Annotated in this window: 12 protein-coding genes; 7 read left to right on the top strand and 5 right to left on the bottom strand. The window is 72.8% G+C overall.

Annotated features, from left to right (window positions below):
* Positions 1–19 precede the first annotated feature (19 nt).
* From VK611_01190 to VK611_01180, 3 genes are read left to right on the top strand one after another with little or no spacing between them, the layout of a single operon-like run.
* Positions 20–1,336 carry an FAD-dependent oxidoreductase gene (locus VK611_01190; protein HMG39904.1) on the top strand — a complete coding sequence of 439 codons (1,317 nt, stop codon included), beginning with the start codon at positions 20–22 and terminating at the stop codon, positions 1,334–1,336.
* Positions 1,333–2,208, top strand: coding sequence for an RNA polymerase sigma factor SigJ (gene sigJ / locus VK611_01185; GenBank protein HMG39903.1), 876 nt, complete (start codon positions 1,333–1,335; stop codon positions 2,206–2,208). The genes VK611_01190 and sigJ overlap by 4 nt, the downstream gene beginning before the upstream one ends.
* A 19-nt stretch (positions 2,209–2,227) precedes the next feature.
* Positions 2,228–2,548: a DUF202 domain-containing protein gene (locus VK611_01180; protein HMG39902.1), complete on the top strand. Its 321-nt coding sequence runs from the start codon at positions 2,228–2,230 to the stop codon at positions 2,546–2,548.
* Positions 2,549–2,555: 7 nt separating this feature from the next.
* On the opposite strand, the gene VK611_01175 is transcribed toward VK611_01180, so the two are convergent.
* Together VK611_01175 and VK611_01170 are read right to left on the bottom strand one after the other, a co-directional pair.
* Positions 2,556–3,401: a 5'-3' exonuclease H3TH domain-containing protein gene (locus VK611_01175; GenBank protein ID HMG39901.1), complete on the bottom strand. Its 846-nt coding sequence runs from the start codon at positions 3,399–3,401 to the stop codon at positions 2,556–2,558.
* A gap of 27 nt (positions 3,402–3,428) precedes the next feature.
* Positions 3,429–5,033 carry an ABC-F family ATP-binding cassette domain-containing protein gene (locus VK611_01170; protein HMG39900.1) on the bottom strand — a complete coding sequence of 535 codons (1,605 nt, stop codon included), beginning with the start codon at positions 5,031–5,033 and terminating at the stop codon, positions 3,429–3,431.
* Between the two features lie 57 nt (positions 5,034–5,090).
* Between VK611_01170 and VK611_01165 the strand changes: the two genes are divergently transcribed.
* Positions 5,091–6,950 carry a PQQ-dependent sugar dehydrogenase gene (locus VK611_01165; protein HMG39899.1) on the top strand — a complete coding sequence of 620 codons (1,860 nt, stop codon included), beginning with the start codon at positions 5,091–5,093 and terminating at the stop codon, positions 6,948–6,950.
* A 67-nt stretch (positions 6,951–7,017) separates the two neighbouring features.
* On the opposite strand, the gene mce is transcribed toward VK611_01165, so the two are convergent.
* Positions 7,018–7,419, bottom strand: coding sequence for a methylmalonyl-CoA epimerase (gene mce, locus VK611_01160; protein ID HMG39898.1), 402 nt, complete (start codon positions 7,417–7,419; stop codon positions 7,018–7,020).
* Positions 7,420–7,462: 43 nt separating this feature from the next.
* On the opposite strand from mce, the gene VK611_01155 reads away from it, so the two are divergent.
* Complete coding sequence (locus VK611_01155) at positions 7,463–7,948, top strand: SRPBCC family protein (protein HMG39897.1); 486 nt, start codon at positions 7,463–7,465, stop codon at positions 7,946–7,948.
* On the opposite strand, the gene VK611_01150 is transcribed toward VK611_01155, so the two are convergent.
* Positions 7,935–8,792, bottom strand: coding sequence for a hypothetical protein (locus VK611_01150; protein HMG39896.1), 858 nt, complete (start codon positions 8,790–8,792; stop codon positions 7,935–7,937). The genes VK611_01155 and VK611_01150 overlap by 14 nt on opposite strands.
* Positions 8,793–8,986: 194 nt before the next feature.
* Positions 8,987–10,336: a crotonyl-CoA carboxylase/reductase gene (gene ccrA, locus VK611_01145; GenBank protein HMG39895.1), complete on the bottom strand. Its 1,350-nt coding sequence runs from the start codon at positions 10,334–10,336 to the stop codon at positions 8,987–8,989.
* A 123-nt stretch (positions 10,337–10,459) separates the two neighbouring features.
* Here ccrA and VK611_01140 point away from each other — a divergent pair, with 123 nt between their 5' ends.
* Both VK611_01140 and VK611_01135 read left to right on the top strand, forming a co-directional pair.
* Positions 10,460–12,580 (top strand): acyltransferase family protein, encoded by a 2,121-nt coding sequence (locus VK611_01140; GenBank protein ID HMG39894.1) that lies wholly within the window; start codon positions 10,460–10,462, stop codon positions 12,578–12,580.
* Entirely contained in the window at positions 12,577–14,703 is a 2,127-nt protein-coding gene (locus VK611_01135; protein ID HMG39893.1) for an acyltransferase family protein, read from the top strand. Before VK611_01140 ends, VK611_01135 begins: the two co-directional genes overlap by 4 nt.
* The last annotated feature ends 19 nt before the right edge of the window (positions 14,704–14,722 follow it).

Below are 14,722 nucleotides of genomic sequence, written 5' to 3'. Positions count from 1 at the left end.
GGTCTCTCGTCATCCTGGTATGGACGCACGAAACGACGAGACGACGGTCGACGTGGCAGTCATCGGCGCCGGGTTGGCCGGGCTGGCCGCGGCGGCGACGGCGGCCGACGCCGGACGGTCGGTCCTGCTCATCGACGGTCAGCCGGGCGGTGGACGGGCCGCCACCGACGAGGTCGGGCGCTACCGCTTCAACCGCGGCGCCCACGCCCTCTACACCACCGGGCCCGGGCGCACGGTCCTGAACGACCTCGGTGTCCAGGTGAAGGGCTCCCCGCCGGTGCTGCGGGGCGCCATGGTGCGCGTCGGGCACCGGGTGGGCCTCGCCCCGGGCAACGCGGTGAGCCTGGCCCGCACACCGATGCTGTCGAGCCGCGAGAAGCTGGTGCTCGGCCGGCTCCTGGCCGGCGTGCGCCGCTGGCAGCCCGACGAGTGGGCCGACCGCTCGGCGGCGCAGTTCTTCGACCACCTCGGCCTGGAGGGCCGGCCCCGCCAGATGGTGATGATGCTGACCCGGACCGCCACCTACGGAGCCGATCCCGAGGTGCTGAGCGCCGACGTCGTCATCTCCCAGGTGCAGATGGCGCTGGCCGGGGTCGAGTACCTCCACGGCGGGTGGCGCAGCCTCGTCGACGGCCTGGCCGCCGCGGGCTGTGACCGGGGCGTGCGCCCTGCCCCCGGGGTGCACGCCCGCCGGGTCGAGCCGGACGGCGACGGCACGCGGGTCCGGGTCGAGCTCGACGACGGCACGGTCCACGCCCGGCGGGTGGTCCTCGCCGCCGGTTCCCCGGGCGCGGCCGAGCGCCTGCTGCCCGACGGCGCCGCCGGTTGGGGACCGCAGGGCCCGGCGGCCCGGATCGCCTGCCTGGACCTGGGCCTGTGGGCGCCACCGTCGATCCAGGTCCTGTTCGGCGTCGACGTGCCCCTGTACCTGAGCTGCCACGCCCCGGCCGCCGCCGGCCTGGCGCCGCCGGGCGCGGCGACGGCGCAGCTCATGTGGTACCTGCGGCCCGACGAGGACCCGACGCCGGACGAGGCCCGCGGCGTGCTCGCCGACCACGCCCGCCTGGCCGGCATCGACGCCGGTGATGCCGTGGAGTCCCGGTACCTTCACCGCATGGTGGCCGTGAGCGCACAGCCCGCTCCCGAGGCCGGCGGGCTGCGGGGCCGGCCCCGGGTGACCGACTCGGGCGTGGAGGGCGTGTTCCTGGCCGGCGACTGGGTGGGGCCGACCGGCTACCTCGCCGACGCCTCCCTGGTCAGCGGAGCGGAGGCCGCCAAGGCCGCGGTCGCCTCGCTGGACCGCCCGTCCCGCTCGGTCGGCGAGCCCGCCGCATGACGTCGTGGGAGGCGGTGTTCCGGCCCGAACGGTCGCGGCTGGTCGGGCTGGCGTACCGGATCACGGGCTGCCGCCTCGACGCCGAGGACATCGTGCAGGAGGCCTGGCTGCGGGCGCAGCGCGCCGACGTGGCGACGGTCGAGCGGCCGGCGGCCTGGCTCACCACGGTGGTCTCGCGGCTGGCGCTCGACGAGCTGCGATCGGCCCGGCGCCGCCGCGAGGACTACGTCGGTCCCTGGCTCCCCGACCCGATCCGGACCGACGCCGACACCGACCCGGCCGTGGCCGTCGAGCTGGCCGAGTCGCTCACGTTCGGGTTCCTGCTCCTCCTGGAGGCCCTCGACCCCGTCGAGCGGGTGGTGTTCCTGCTGGCCGACGTGTTCGACACGCCCTACGACGAGATCGCCGCCGCCGTCGACCGCAGCCCGGGGGCGTGCCGGCAGGTGGCCAGCCGGGCCCGGCGGCGGGTGCGGGAGGGCCGGGTGCGGCGCGATCCGCCGGCCGACGCCGAGCGGGTGGCGCACGACCTGCTCATGGCGATGGCGGCCGGCGACGTCGACACGGTGGTGTCGCTGCTGTCCGACGACGTGGAGCTGATCAGCGACGGCGGCGCGAGCGTGCGGGCGGCGCGGCGCCCGGTGGTCGGCCCCACCCGGGTGGCCCGCTTCCTGGTCAACATCACCCGCCGCTACGCGCTGCTGTCGGTGGAGGCGACGACCATCAACGGGGAGCCCGGCGTGGTGGTGCGCCTGGCCGGGGGCCTCGACCTGGTGATGGCGGTCGAGGTGGTGGCGGGCCGGGTGCACGCCGTCCACTCCATCCGCAACCCGGAGAAGATCGCGGCCCTCGACGTCGACACGCCCATCGCCTAGTCCCGTTACTCTCCCCCGCATGGCCGACAGCACGGTGCGTGACCACCTGGCCAACGAGCGGACGTTCCTGGCCTGGTTGCGCACGAGCGCCGGCGTGATGGCGCTGGGCGTCGGCATCGCCCGCTTCGTCACCGACGACGGGAGCCGCTACCCGGTGGCGGCCGGTCTGGTCCTCGTGGTGGTGGGCGTGGTCGGCCTGGCGTACGGCACCGCCCGCTACTACCGGGTGGCGACGCAGATCGACACCGGTGAGGTGGAGGTCGCCGACCACCGCGGTCCGCTCGCCGCCGCCGTCGTGCTGGCGGTGGCGATCCTCGCCGCGTTCATCCTGCTCGCCTAGGACACGCCTACGGCGCCAGGCGCTCCGCCCGGGCCGCCAGGGTCGGCGACACCGCGGCGAGGGCGGCGGGGTCGGTGGGGCCGGTCCACAGCAGCTCGTCGACCGAGTCGCTCACCGGGGCGTCCACCTCGACGGTGGCGATCCGGCGGAACAGCAGCGCCAGGTCGAACTGCTCCCGCAGGGTGGCGTTCAGCTTCGACGCCGCCCGCACCCCGGCGTCCCACGTCAGCGGGTCGGCGGGGATGTCCTCCAGGTGGCCCCAGCGGCGCAGCACCGCGGCGGCCGACTTGGCGCCCCAGCCGGGCAGGCCCGGGAAGCCGTCGGCCGTGTCGCCCACCAGGCCCAGCAGGTCGGGGATCGATGCCGGCGGCACGCCCAGGCGTTCCTCCACCCCGGCGGCGTCGAACACCACGCCCTTGCGCCGGTCGAGCTGCACCACCTTGCCGCCCACGCACTGGCCCAGGTCCTTGTCGGGGGTGCAGATGATCACCTGCTCGACTCGGGGGTCGGCGGCGGCCATCACCGCGCCGGCGGCCATGCCGTCGTCGGCCTCGAACGTCACCTGCGGCCACACCGTGAAGCCCGCCGCCGCCATCAGCTCCTCGACCGGCGTGAACTGCGACAGCAGCTCCCGGGGCATGCCCGCCGAGCTCTTGTAGCCGGGCCACATGTCGTTGCGGAACGACTCGATCACGTGGTCGGTGGCCACGGCGACGTGGGTGGCTCCGTCGGCGACGAGCTGCAGCAGCGTGCCGACCACCCCGATCGTCGCCCCCTGCTTCAGGTCCTTGTTGTTGGGGGCGAAGTGGTACCGGAACAGCTCGTAGGTGCCGTCGACGAGGTGGACGTCCATCGGGGCGGAGGCTAGGCGGTCACGACGTCAGGCGAGGTCGACGAGGCCGAGGAGGTTGTCGGACCAGTGGTCGACCTCGCCCTCGGGCATCAGGAGCGCCCGGTCGGGGGCGAGGTCGCGGACGAAGCCGATGTCGTGGCTCACGATCACCATCGTGCCGGCCCACGACGCCAGCGCCGCGGCGACGGCTTCCCGCGACGGCGGGTCGAGGTTGTTGGTGGGCTCGTCGAGCAGCAGCAGGTTGTGCTTGCCCGCCACCAGCAGGGACAGGGCCAGCTTGGTCTTCTCGCCGCCCGACAGCGACGACGCGTCCTGGTGCACCTTGTCGCCCGACAGGCCGAACGTGCCGAGCAGCCGCCGCCGCACCTGCTCGTGGGTGCCCGGAGCGGCCTCGTTCATGTGGTCGAGCAGCGAGCGACCGGCCTCGATGCCCTCGTGCTCCTGGGCGTAGTAGCCGACCGAGACCTGGTGGCCGAACTCCACGGCCCCCGTGTCGGCCTCGGAGGTGCCGGCCAGGATCCGCAGCAGCGACGTCTTCCCGGCGCCGTTGAGCCCCAGCACCAGCAGCCGCTCGCCCCGCCCGACGTCGAACGTCAGCTCGTCGAACACCGCCGGACCACCGCCGTACGACTTCCGCAGCCCCGACACCGTGAGCGACGTGCGCCCCGACGGCGGCGGGTCGGGCAGCTTCAACCGCATGCCCCGCCGGGCCACGGGAGCGTCGACGGCGGACGCCCGGATCCGCTCGATGCGGGTCTCCAGGGCGTTGGCGAACGACGCCTTCGACTGCTTGGCGCCCCAGCGGTCGACCAGCGTCTGCAGCCGGGCGATCTCGGACTGCTGGCGGGCGGCGACCTTGGCGCGCCGCTCCTCGTCCCGCGCCCGCGACACCCGGTACTGCGAATACGTGCCCTTGTACTCGGTGAGCTCGCCGACGTCGGACTCGCCGGGCCGGTCGAGGTGCAGCACCCGGGTGATCGACTCGTCGAGCAGCTCGAGGTCGTGGCTGACCACGATCAGCGCGCCCCGGTAGGAGCGCAGGAACCCCAGGATCCAGTCGCGGGCGTCGTTGTCGAGGTGGTTGGTGGGCTCGTCGAGCAGCAGCGACTCGCTGCCGGCGAACAGGATGCGGGCCAGCTCGACCCGCCGCCGCTCGCCGCCGGACAGCACGGTGATGGGCCGCTCGGTGCGGTCCTGGCGCAGGCCGAGGCCCGACAGCAGCGACTTGGCCTCGGCCTCGGCGGCGTACCCCCCGGCGTGCTCGTAGCGGTCGTGGGCCTTGCTCCAGCGGTCGACCAGGCGCTGGTCGCCGGGCAGCTCCTCCATGCGGACCCGCAGCTTCTCCATGCGGGTGACCAGCACGTCGAGGCCCCGCCCGCCGATGACGTGCTGCACGGCGGTGACGCTGGGGTCGGCCAGGTCGAGCCGTGGGTCCTGCGGCAGGTAGCCGAACGCCTCGGGCCGCTGGATCACGCCCGCCTTCGGTTCGGCCATGCCGCCGAGCACCTTGAGCAGCGACGTCTTGCCGGCACCGTTGCGCCCGACGAGCCCGACCCGGTCGCCGGCGCGCACGGAGAAGGCGGCCCCCTCGACCACGAGGGTGGCGCCCACCTCCACTGTCAGGCCGCGCACGGAAAGCATGGCCGGACAGTCTGGCAGCGCCCGGGGTGAACGCCGCGATCAATTCCGGTGTACCGCCGCGTTCTCGCGCTCTGCGACGAACATCCCTCGGACATCCGCCACGTCGCCGCGCTCCCGCTCGCCCTCCTCGCCCTGGTGCCCGTCGTCGCCTGTGGCGGCGCCGAGGACGAGGGTCATGACGAGCTGACCCAGGCCGCCGCGCCCCTCGCCGACATCGACCTGGAGCTCACCAGCATCGGGCAGTTCGACCAGCCCATCTCGATCGTCGGCCGCCCGGACGACACCGCGCTGTTCGTCGCCGGCTTCAAGGGCACGGTCACCCGCGTCGACGTCGCCGGCGAGGGCCGGAGTCGCACCTACACGGTGGGCGAGCAGCCGCTCCTCGACATCGACGACCAGGTGATCACCGAGGACGAGCGGGGCCTCCTCGACATCGCCTTCTCGCCCGACGGCGACCGCCTCTACGTCAGCTACACGGCCGAGCCCGACGGCACCCACACCGTCGTGTCGTACGCCTACAACGGCTCGACGCTCGACACGGCGTCGCGGAAGGTCGTCTTCGAGCTGGCCGACACCGAGCCGAACCACAACGGCGGCGACCTCGAGTTCGGCCCCGACGGCTACCTCTACTACGCCATGGGCGACGGCGGCGGGGGCGGCGACCCGGACGGCAACGCCCAGAACCCCCTGAGCCTGTTCGGCAAGATCATGCGCCTCGACCCCGAGGGCGCCACCGGCGACGAGGGGTACGCCATCCCCGCCGACAACCCCTTCGCCGACGGGCAGGGCGGCAAGGCCGAGGTCTGGGCGTACGGCCTGCGCAACCCGTGGCGCTTCAGCTTCGACGCCGAGACCGGCGACCTGTGGATCGGCGACGTCGGCCAGGGCGGCTGGGAGGAGGTCGACCTGCTGCCGGCAGCGGGCGGCGACGGCTCGGCGGGGAAAGGCGCCAACCTGGGCTGGAACGAGGTGGAGGGCACCCACGGCTACGAGGGTGGCACCAACCCCGACGGGGCGGTCCTGCCGGTCTACGAGTACGCCCTTCACGAGGAGGGGACCTGCGCCGTGACGGGCGGCGTCGTCTACCGGGGGCCGTACGAGGCCCTCGACGGCGCCTACCTCTACGGCGACTCCTGCCAGTCGAAGGTGCGGGCGCTGCGGGTGGAGGACGGCAAGGTGACCGAGAGCCTGGTGTTCGACGACGCCGGCGCCGACCAGCTGGTGTCGTTCGGCACGGACAACGGCGGCGACGTGTACGTGGTCGGCATGGGGGCGGGGGAGATCTACCGCATCGACGACCCGACGCCGTCGTCGGAGCCCCCGCCGTCGCCGGACCCCACGGCGTCGACGACCACCACGACCGACGGCACGTCGCCCTCGTCCACGACGGAGCCGCCGGCGACCACGGAGCCGCCGTCGACCGAGCCGCCGTCGCCGTCCACCACCACGACGGGCCCGGCCGGGACCCTGCCGGGCGACCCCGGCGGCCTGCGGGCCGAGTACTTCGACAACGTCGACCTCACCGGCACGTCGCACTCGCGGGTGGAGCCCCGGGTGTACCTCGACTACGAGCACGAGCCGTTCGAGGACTTCGAGGCCGACACCTTCAGCGTCCGCTGGACCGGCGAGCTGCGCGTCGACACCGCCGGCGAGTACACGCTGACCACCACCAGCGACGACGGCGCCCGGCTGTGGGTCGACGACCAGCTGCTGGTCGACGCCTGGAGCAGCCACGCGGTGCGTGACGACGCCCGCAAGGTCACCCTCGCCGCCGGCCGCCACCGCATCCGCATGGAGTACTACGAGGACACGGGCGTGGCCGTCGCCCGCCTCTCGTGGGCCGGCCCGGGCATCCCCCGGGAGGTCATCCCCGGCCCCAACCTCCATCCGGCCGGGGCGAGCGCTTAAGGGCTACTTGCCTCGGCGGCTCGCCGCCCGAGACCGCTTGGGGCGGCGGCGGGGTGGTTGGTATGGGCTACTCCTGCACCAGCTCGATGAGGGTGCCGAAGGCGGCCTTGGGGTGGACGAACGCCACCGTGGTGCCTCGGCTGCCGGGGCGGGGGGCCTCGTCGATCACGCGGCCGCCCGAGGCTTTCACGGCGTCGAGGGCGACGGCGCAGTCGTCCACCCGGTAGCCGACGTGGTGCAGGCCCTCGCCCTTCCGCTCCAGGTACCTGGCCACCGGCGAGTCGTCGCGGGTCGGGGTGAGCAGCTGGATGTAGCTCTCGGCCACCTTGAGCAGCGCTTCCTCGACGCCGTCGGACTCGACCACCTCGCGGTGGGTGACCTCCGCACCGAAGGTCGACTCGTAGTACGCGATGGCCGCGTCCAGGTCGTTGACGGCGATGGCGACGTGATCGATCTCGGTCAACAGCACACAGTGAACCTACCGCTGGGTAGTTCTGAGGAAGGATTCCGACATGCCCCGTGTGGATTCGACCGTCACCGTCGCCCTCGACCCCGAGCGCACCTTCCGGCTCTCGCAGACCTACGGCGAGCTGCGCTACCGCTGGGACCCGTTCGTGACCGAGCAGCGGCTGCTCGACGGCGCCACCGAGGCCGGCAAGGGCGTCCGCACCTGGACCCGCTCCCGCCACCGGCTGGTGATGGTGTCGGAGTACGTGACCTACCGGCCGCCCGAGCACGTCGGGATGCGGATGGTCACCGGGCCGTGGTTCTTCAAGTCGTTCTCAGGTGGCTGGCACTTCACGCCCCGCGACGACGGCGGCACCGACGCCACCTGGCGCTACAACTTCACCTGCCGCCCCGGCTGGCTGGCCCCGCTGGCCGACCGCATCGGCGTGTGGCTGCTGGGCCGCGACATCCGGCGCCGCCTCGACGCCTTCGGCCGGGCCTGCGCCGACGACGAGATCGTCGCGGCTCTCGGCCCGCCTAGTACTTCATGACGCAGGCGACCATGTCGGGCGCGTAGAAGCCGTACCAGTGGTTCCACTCGTAGTCGTCGGTGCAGTAGTCGCCGGTGTCGACCCCGGGGACGATGTCGATCACGTGGACCGAGCCCGGCGCCTCACAGGCGTCGGCGGCGGTGATCCAGCCGTCGACCCCGCCCGAGGCGCCCTCGGGGAACACGTAGCAGTGGTTCAGCACCAGGTTGACCTCGAGGCACAGGAGGTAGCCGCCGGAGGGCGTGAACGACGCCTCGGGGTCGGAGCAGGTGCCGGTGCCCTCGACCACCTCGGCGACCAGGTAGGGCGTGCCGCCGTCCGAGCAGGAGCCGGCGCCGGTCATGTAGCCGGCGGTGTCGACGGCGATGCAGTCGTGGACGGCGGCCTGGGCCTCCTCGACGGGCGGCGGCGTCGGCTCGGGCTGGGTCTCCGGCGGCACGTCGGGCTCGTCGGGCACGTCGGGTACATCCGGGAGGTCGACCTCGTCACCGGAGGGGACGTCGCCGTCGTCGGACGGCAGGCCCACCTCGGTCTCGGGCGTCTCACCGGCGGCGACGCCCCCGGTGCCCTCCTCGTCGTCGCCGTCCTGGCTGACGGCGAAGGCGATGCCGCCGATCGCCAGGATCACCAGGAGAGCCACCACCAGGAGCGTCGTGCTCGACTTCCGTCCCGGCGGCGGTCCGGGGAACGGCGCCGGCCCGTACGGTCCCGACGGTGGCGGCCCGTAGGGACCGGGAGGCCCGGGCGGGGGCGGCGGTCCCGTCGGCCCGAACCCGGGCATGGCCTCGGTCGGTGGCGGGAACCCCGGCATCGCCTGGGTGGGCGGCGGGGCGTAGTCGGGCATCGCCTGGGTGGGCGGCGGCTCGGTCGGCCAGCCCGGCGGCGGCGGGGGCTCCGTCGGCCAAGACGAGGGCGGGGGTCCCGGAGGGTTCTCCGGGGGCGGGAAGTGCGGTGTATCGGTGATGACCCAGCTCCGTTGCGTGATCCCAGCTGGCGGCACCCAGCGCCGCCGGACGGGCCAGTATCGCGCCTGACGCCCTACAGCTCGCCGCGGGCGTGGCGCTGGAACAAGGTGATCTTGTCCTCGCCGATGCGGGCCCGCTTCTCCGGGTCGGTGATGCCGTCGCCGGCCGACGGGGCCAGGCACAGCACGGCCAGCTTGCCCTCGGCCTCGTTGCGGTGGACCGCCACGGCCGCGGCGCCCACCTCGGTCAGCGGGAACACCTGCGACATCACCGGCTGGATCGCACCCTTGTCGATCAACCGGTTCATGTCCCACGCCTCCTGGTAGTTGGCGAAGTGCGACGAGACGATGCGCTTCAGCTTCATCCACAGGTGCCGGTTGTCGTACTCGATCATGTAGCCGCTGGTGGCGGCACAGGTGACGATCGTGCCGCCCCGCTTGGTGATGAACACCGAGGCGCCCATCGTCTGCCGTCCGGGGTGCTCGAACACGATGTCGGGGTCGTCGCCGACCAGCGAGCGCACCTTCTTGCCGAGCCGGCGCCACTCGCCCTCGTCCTGCGTGTTCTCGTCGGACCAGAAGCGGTACGCCTCCTCCCGCCGGTCGATCACGGCCTCGCAGCCCATGGCGTTGAGGAGCTTGGCCCGGTCGCCCGACGACACCACGCCCACCGGGGTGCCCCCGCCGTTGAGCACCAGCTGGGTGGCGTAGGCACCGATGCCTCCGGTCGCGCCCCAGATGAACACGTTGTCGCCCTGCTTCATGCGGGCGGCGTGACGACCGACGAGCATCCGGTAGCTGGTGGAGGCGCACAGCCCGCTGACCGCCGACTCCTCCCACGTCAGGTGCGACGGTTTGGGCATGATCTGGTTGGCCTTCACCACGGCCAGGTCGGCGAGCCCGCCGAAGTTCGACTCGAAGCCCCAGATGCGCTGGTTGGCGGCGAGCATGGAGTCGTCGTGGGCCGAGGGGTCCTGGTCGTCGAGGAAGTTGCAGTGCACGACCACCCGGTCGCCCGGCTTCCAGTTGCGCACGGCGGAACCCACCCGCACCACCACGCCGGCGGCGTCGGAGCCGACCACGTGGTAGTCCTGCTTGTGGCGGGCGCCCCACACCGACTCCTTGGCGAGCCGGTCGAGGAACAGGAAGGTGGGGAGCGGCTCGAAGATCGACGTCCACACCGTGTTGAAGTTGATGGAGCTGGCCATCACCGCCAGGTAGACCTCGTCGGGCGCCAGCTCCGGCGTCGGCACGTCGGACACGTGCAGCGACCGGCGGGGGTCCTTGTCCTCCGACGCCACGCCCTCCCACATCTCCTGCTCGGCGCGTAGGACGTGGGCGGCGCGGTACGACTCGGGGACGGGCAGCGCGGCGATCTCGTCGCCGCTCGCTCCGCTCTGGATGGCTTGGAGGATCTGCTCCATGGGGCCGAAAGCTACCGCTGGGTTACCTCCGAGCGCAGACTCGCTGAACGTGGCCCCAGGTGGCGACAGAGAGCGTGCAAGCGGCGGTGGGGCTGTCGTAGCCTGAGCCTTCGCTGGAAACGCTTGGGGGAGGGGACGTCCCTGGCTGGGTCAACGTCGGGCCGTCGGCCCGCTGAGCAGGTCGCAGAGCTCGACCGCAACAACGGCAACGCCGCCACCGCGACCCTCGTCGCGCCCCCGCTGCCCTTGCCCGACGCCGCGCCGGAGGCGAAGCGGCCCGCCCACCTCGCCTACAACCCCGCGCTCGACGGCATCCGGGGCCTGGCGCTCAGCTCGGTGCTGCTCTACCACGGCTACGCCGGCGACTGGTTCAAGGGCAGCTTCCTCGCGGTCTCCACGTTCTTCACGCTGAGCGGCTTCCTCATCACGTCGCTGCTGCTCTCCGAGCACGCCCGCTCCGGGGGCATCGGCCTCAGCAGCTTCTACGCCCGCCGGCTGCGGCGCCTGCTGCCGGCCTCGGCGGCGACGCTCGCCGCGGTGTCGGTCTCGGCGATCTTCACCAACCAGCAGTGGGAGCGACAGCTGGGCGGCGACGTGTTCGCCGCCGGCCTCCACGTGGCCAACTGGCGCTTCATCTTCGAGGACCGCGCCTACGCCGATCTGTTCCAGGACAACCAGTCGCTGGTGCTCCACTTCTGGAGCCTCGCCATCGAGGAGCAGTTCTACTGGCTGTTCCCGCTGATCACGGCGGGTGCGCTGGTGTACTTCAAGGGGTCGCTGAAGGCCTACACCGGCGTGCTGCTGGCCCTCATCGGCGGCGCCGGGCTGCTCACGCTGGCCTACGGCAACAACCCGACCGTCGTCTACTACGCCACGCCGATCCGGGGCGGCGAGATCCTGATGGGCGGCCTGCTGGCGTCGCTGGTGGCCCGGGGCTGGTTCGTCGGCAACAAGCGGCTGGTCCCGGTGTTGGCGGCGCTGGGTGTGGTGTGTCTGGTGGTGCAGGTGTGGCTGTGGTGGTTCGCCGAGCAGACGCACCCGTCGCTGCGCTGGGGCGGGCTGCTGGGCTACTCGGTGATCTCGGCGGCGCTGGTGCTGTCGGCCAACGTCGACGGCCCGGTGCGGCGGGTGATGTCGTTCGAGCCGCTGCGGCTGCTGGGCGTCGTGTCGTACGGCGTCTACCTGTTCCACTGGCCGCTGTTCAAGATCCTCGACGAGAACACCGTCGACTCGCTCCTGGAGCCCTTCCCGGGCAGCCTGCAGCCCCGCACCTGGAAGCTGCTGGTCATCCGGCTGGTGGTGGTGCTGGCGCTGGCGGCGGTGTCGTACCGCTGGTTCGAGCAGCCGATCCGCCGTGGCCAGCGGCCGAAGTGGCTCAACGCCCAGGTGCTGGCGCTCGGCGGGGTGGTGGGCGTGCTGGCGTTGGCCGTGGTGGTGCCCCGGGTGTCGGAGCCGCCGGCCGACCCGTTCGAGTCGTTCGTCAACGCGGCCGAGGGCCCCGACCCGTCGACGCTCGAGCCCGAGTCGCGGGTCGGCGTCGTCGTGGGCGACTCGACGATGGTGACCACCGCCAACGGCCTCAGCGAGTGGGGCAAGAGCGCGGAGCCGGTGCAGGTGCTGTGGGGCGGGTCGGCCGAGAACGGCTGCAGCATCGGCGACGAGGGCGAGGTCGACTACCGCGGCAACCAGGCCGGGTTGCGGGGCGGCGCCTGCGACGAGTGGCGCGAGAGCCTGCACCGGGACATCGCCCGCAACCGGGATCGTTACGGCCGGATGGACTACGCCGTGGTGCAGACCGGGCCGTGGGACGTCGCCAACCGGCAGATCCCGGGCAGCGACGGCGAGTGGGTGCACATCGGCCAGCCGATCTACGACGACTACCTTCGCTCCGAGATGACTGACGTGGTCGACCTGCTGCTCGACGAGGGTGTCACCGTGGTGTGGCTCACCGCCCCGGCCATCGACTGGACGCAGATCGACCCGCGGCCCGACGAGCAGCCGCCCGAGTTCGACCCGGCCCGGATGGGGCTCTACAACGACATGATCCGCGAGCTGGCGGGGGAACGTGAGGGCGTGGTGTCTGTCGACCTTGCCGCGCACGCCGCCGAACTGCCGCCCGACGAGCTGGCTCGGATCCGGCCCGACGGCGTCCACTGGACGTTCGACGGGTCGGTCCAGATCGGCCAGTGGCTCGGACCGGAGATCGTCGCGGCGGCCAACTCGGAGCCTGCCCAGGCGCCGTGACGGCGACCCTGCCCGACGAGGCCTCGGGCGCCCTCGAAGATCCCGCGCCCGAGGACGGCGCGCGCTCGTCGCAGAAGGTGGGGCTCGACTACAACCCGGCGCTCGACGGCATCCGCGGCCTCGCCGTGGGTGCGGTGCTGCTGTTCCACAGCGGCTTCCCCTGGGCCCAGGGCGGCTACCTGGGCGTCTCCACGTTCTTCACGCTCAGCGGGTTCCTCATCACCTCGCTGCTGCTGGGCGAGCAGGCCCGGACGGGTCGCATCGGGCTGACCGCGTTCTGGTCGCGGCGGATGCGGCGCCTGCTGCCGGCCTCGGCGGTGACGCTGGGGGCGCTGCTGGTGTCGCTGGTGCTGGTCGACGACCTGTGGGGACCGGAGCTGCCGGGCGACGTGGTGGCGTCGGCCCTCCAGGTGGCCAACTGGCACTTCCTGTGGGAGGACCGCTCCTACGGCGAGCTGTTCGCGGCGCCGTCGCCGGCCCTGCACATCTGGAGCCTGGCGATCGAGGAGCAGTTCTACTGGCTGTTCCCGCTGCTCACGGCCGGTGTCCTCGGGCTGGCGAAGGGGTCACGGCGGGTGTACTCCGGGGTGCTGGTCGCCCTGCTCGCTGGTTCGGCGGCGCTGACGTTCGTGTGGCGGGACGCGCCCGACACCGTCTACTACGCCACCCCTGTCCGCATGGGCGAGATCCTGGTCGGCGCCCTCCTTGCCGTCCTCGTCGTTTCTTTGAAGGAAAACGACCGCATCGCGTCCGTTTTCCTTCAAAGAACGATCGGCGGCCTCGGGCTTGCAGCCCTGGCCGCATCTGCGTGGGCGTGGTGGACCGTCGAGCAGAGCTCGACGTCGCTGTCGCACGGCTTCCTGCTGCTCTACGCGCTCGGATCGGGCGCCCTGGTGCTGGCGGTCTGCGTGCCCGGTCCCGTCCGGTCGGCGCTGGCGTTCGAGCCGCTGCGGCTGCTGGGCCTGGTGTCGTACGCCGTCTACCTGTTCCACTGGCCGCTGTTCCTGGTGCTGACCCCGCAGCGGATCGACGACCTGGTCGGCTGGGCGCCCGGGGGCTGGGCGCTGTTCGCGGTGCGCCTGGTGCCGACGCTGGCGCTGGCAGCGGGGTCCTACCTGGTGCTGGAGCAGCCGATCCGAAAGGGGAGCTGGCCGCGGGTGCGTTGGGCGCCGGTGCTGGCGTTCGGGAGCGTCGCCGCCGTGGTGGCCGCCGCGCTGCTGGTCCCCGACAGCGTGGCCTCGCCCCGGCAGGACCAGTTCGAGGCCGCCGCGGACCAGCTCGCCGGCAACGACGCGGGAGCCGACGCCGACGACCCCGCCGACGCCGAGGGCGGCTTCGATCCCGAGGCGGTGGCCGCGGCCGAGGCGGAGATCGAGGAGCGGCGGGAGGCGGTGCCGCAGGAGGCGGTCGACGTGATGTTCTTCGGCGACTCCGCCGCCCTCACCGTGGCGGCCGGGGTGGGCGAGTGGGGCCTGCAGACCAAGCGGCTGATGCTGGTCGGTGACGGCTACACCACCCAGGTGGGCTGCGGCATCGGCCGGGGCGGGGAGCGGCGCCAGCTCGGGACGCCGCAGCCGGTGCCTGCCGGCTGCCCCCAGTGGGACCGCGACTGGGGCCGGGAGATCGACGAGCGGCCCGACCTGGAGGTGGGGGTGCTGCTCACCGGGTCGTGGGACGTGATGGACCGCAAGATCCCCGGCGACGACCAGTGGCGGGGCCCGGGCGACCCCGTCTACGACCGCTACCTGCAGGCCGAGATCGAGGGGGCGACGTCGGCGCTGCTGGCGAAGGGCCTGAAGGTCGTGTGGCTCACCACGCCGCCGCTTGACTTCTCCCGGGCCCTGGTGCCGCGGCCCGAGCACCCGGACCCGCCCGACGCCCTGGAGCGCATCGACCGGCTCAACGAGCTGATCACCGGCGTCGTCGCCGACCACCCGTCGGCCACGGTGGTCGACTTCGGCGCCCACTTCGCGGCCCTGTCGCCGGCCGAGGACGCGCGCCTGCGGCCCGACGGCGTGCACGTCGACCTGGCCAACTCCCTCGAGGTGGCCCGCTGGCTGGCCCCCGAGATCCTGGCTTCGGTAGCCGAGCTGGACGCTCTGGAGCCAGTTTCCGGGAATTGAGTAACGGCCAGTAGCCTCG

Source organism: Acidimicrobiales bacterium, assembly GCA_035316325.1.
In the GTDB taxonomy this organism is placed as follows: Bacteria; Actinomycetota; Acidimicrobiia; order Acidimicrobiales; family VFJN01; genus DASXTK01.
The sequence above is the reverse complement of the archived record's forward strand: the minus strand, read 5'-3'. Positions and strand labels throughout refer to the sequence as shown.

Coding starts and splice junctions, on each gene's coding strand:
- sigJ (HMG39903.1), top strand. CDS start 1,333: ATGACGTCGTGGGAGGCGGTGTTCCGGCCCGAACGGTCGCGGCTGGTC.
- VK611_01155 (HMG39897.1), top strand. CDS start 7,463: ATGCCCCGTGTGGATTCGACCGTCACCGTCGCCCTCGACCCCGAGCGC.
- VK611_01190 (HMG39904.1), top strand. CDS start 20: ATGGACGCACGAAACGACGAGACGACGGTCGACGTGGCAGTCATCGGC.
- VK611_01150 (HMG39896.1), bottom strand. CDS start 8,792: ATGCCCGACTACGCCCCGCCGCCCACCCAGGCGATGCCGGGGTTCCCG.
- VK611_01175 (HMG39901.1), bottom strand. CDS start 3,401: ATGGACGTCCACCTCGTCGACGGCACCTACGAGCTGTTCCGGTACCAC.
- VK611_01180 (HMG39902.1), top strand. CDS start 2,228: ATGGCCGACAGCACGGTGCGTGACCACCTGGCCAACGAGCGGACGTTC.
- ccrA (HMG39895.1), bottom strand. CDS start 10,336: ATGGAGCAGATCCTCCAAGCCATCCAGAGCGGAGCGAGCGGCGACGAG.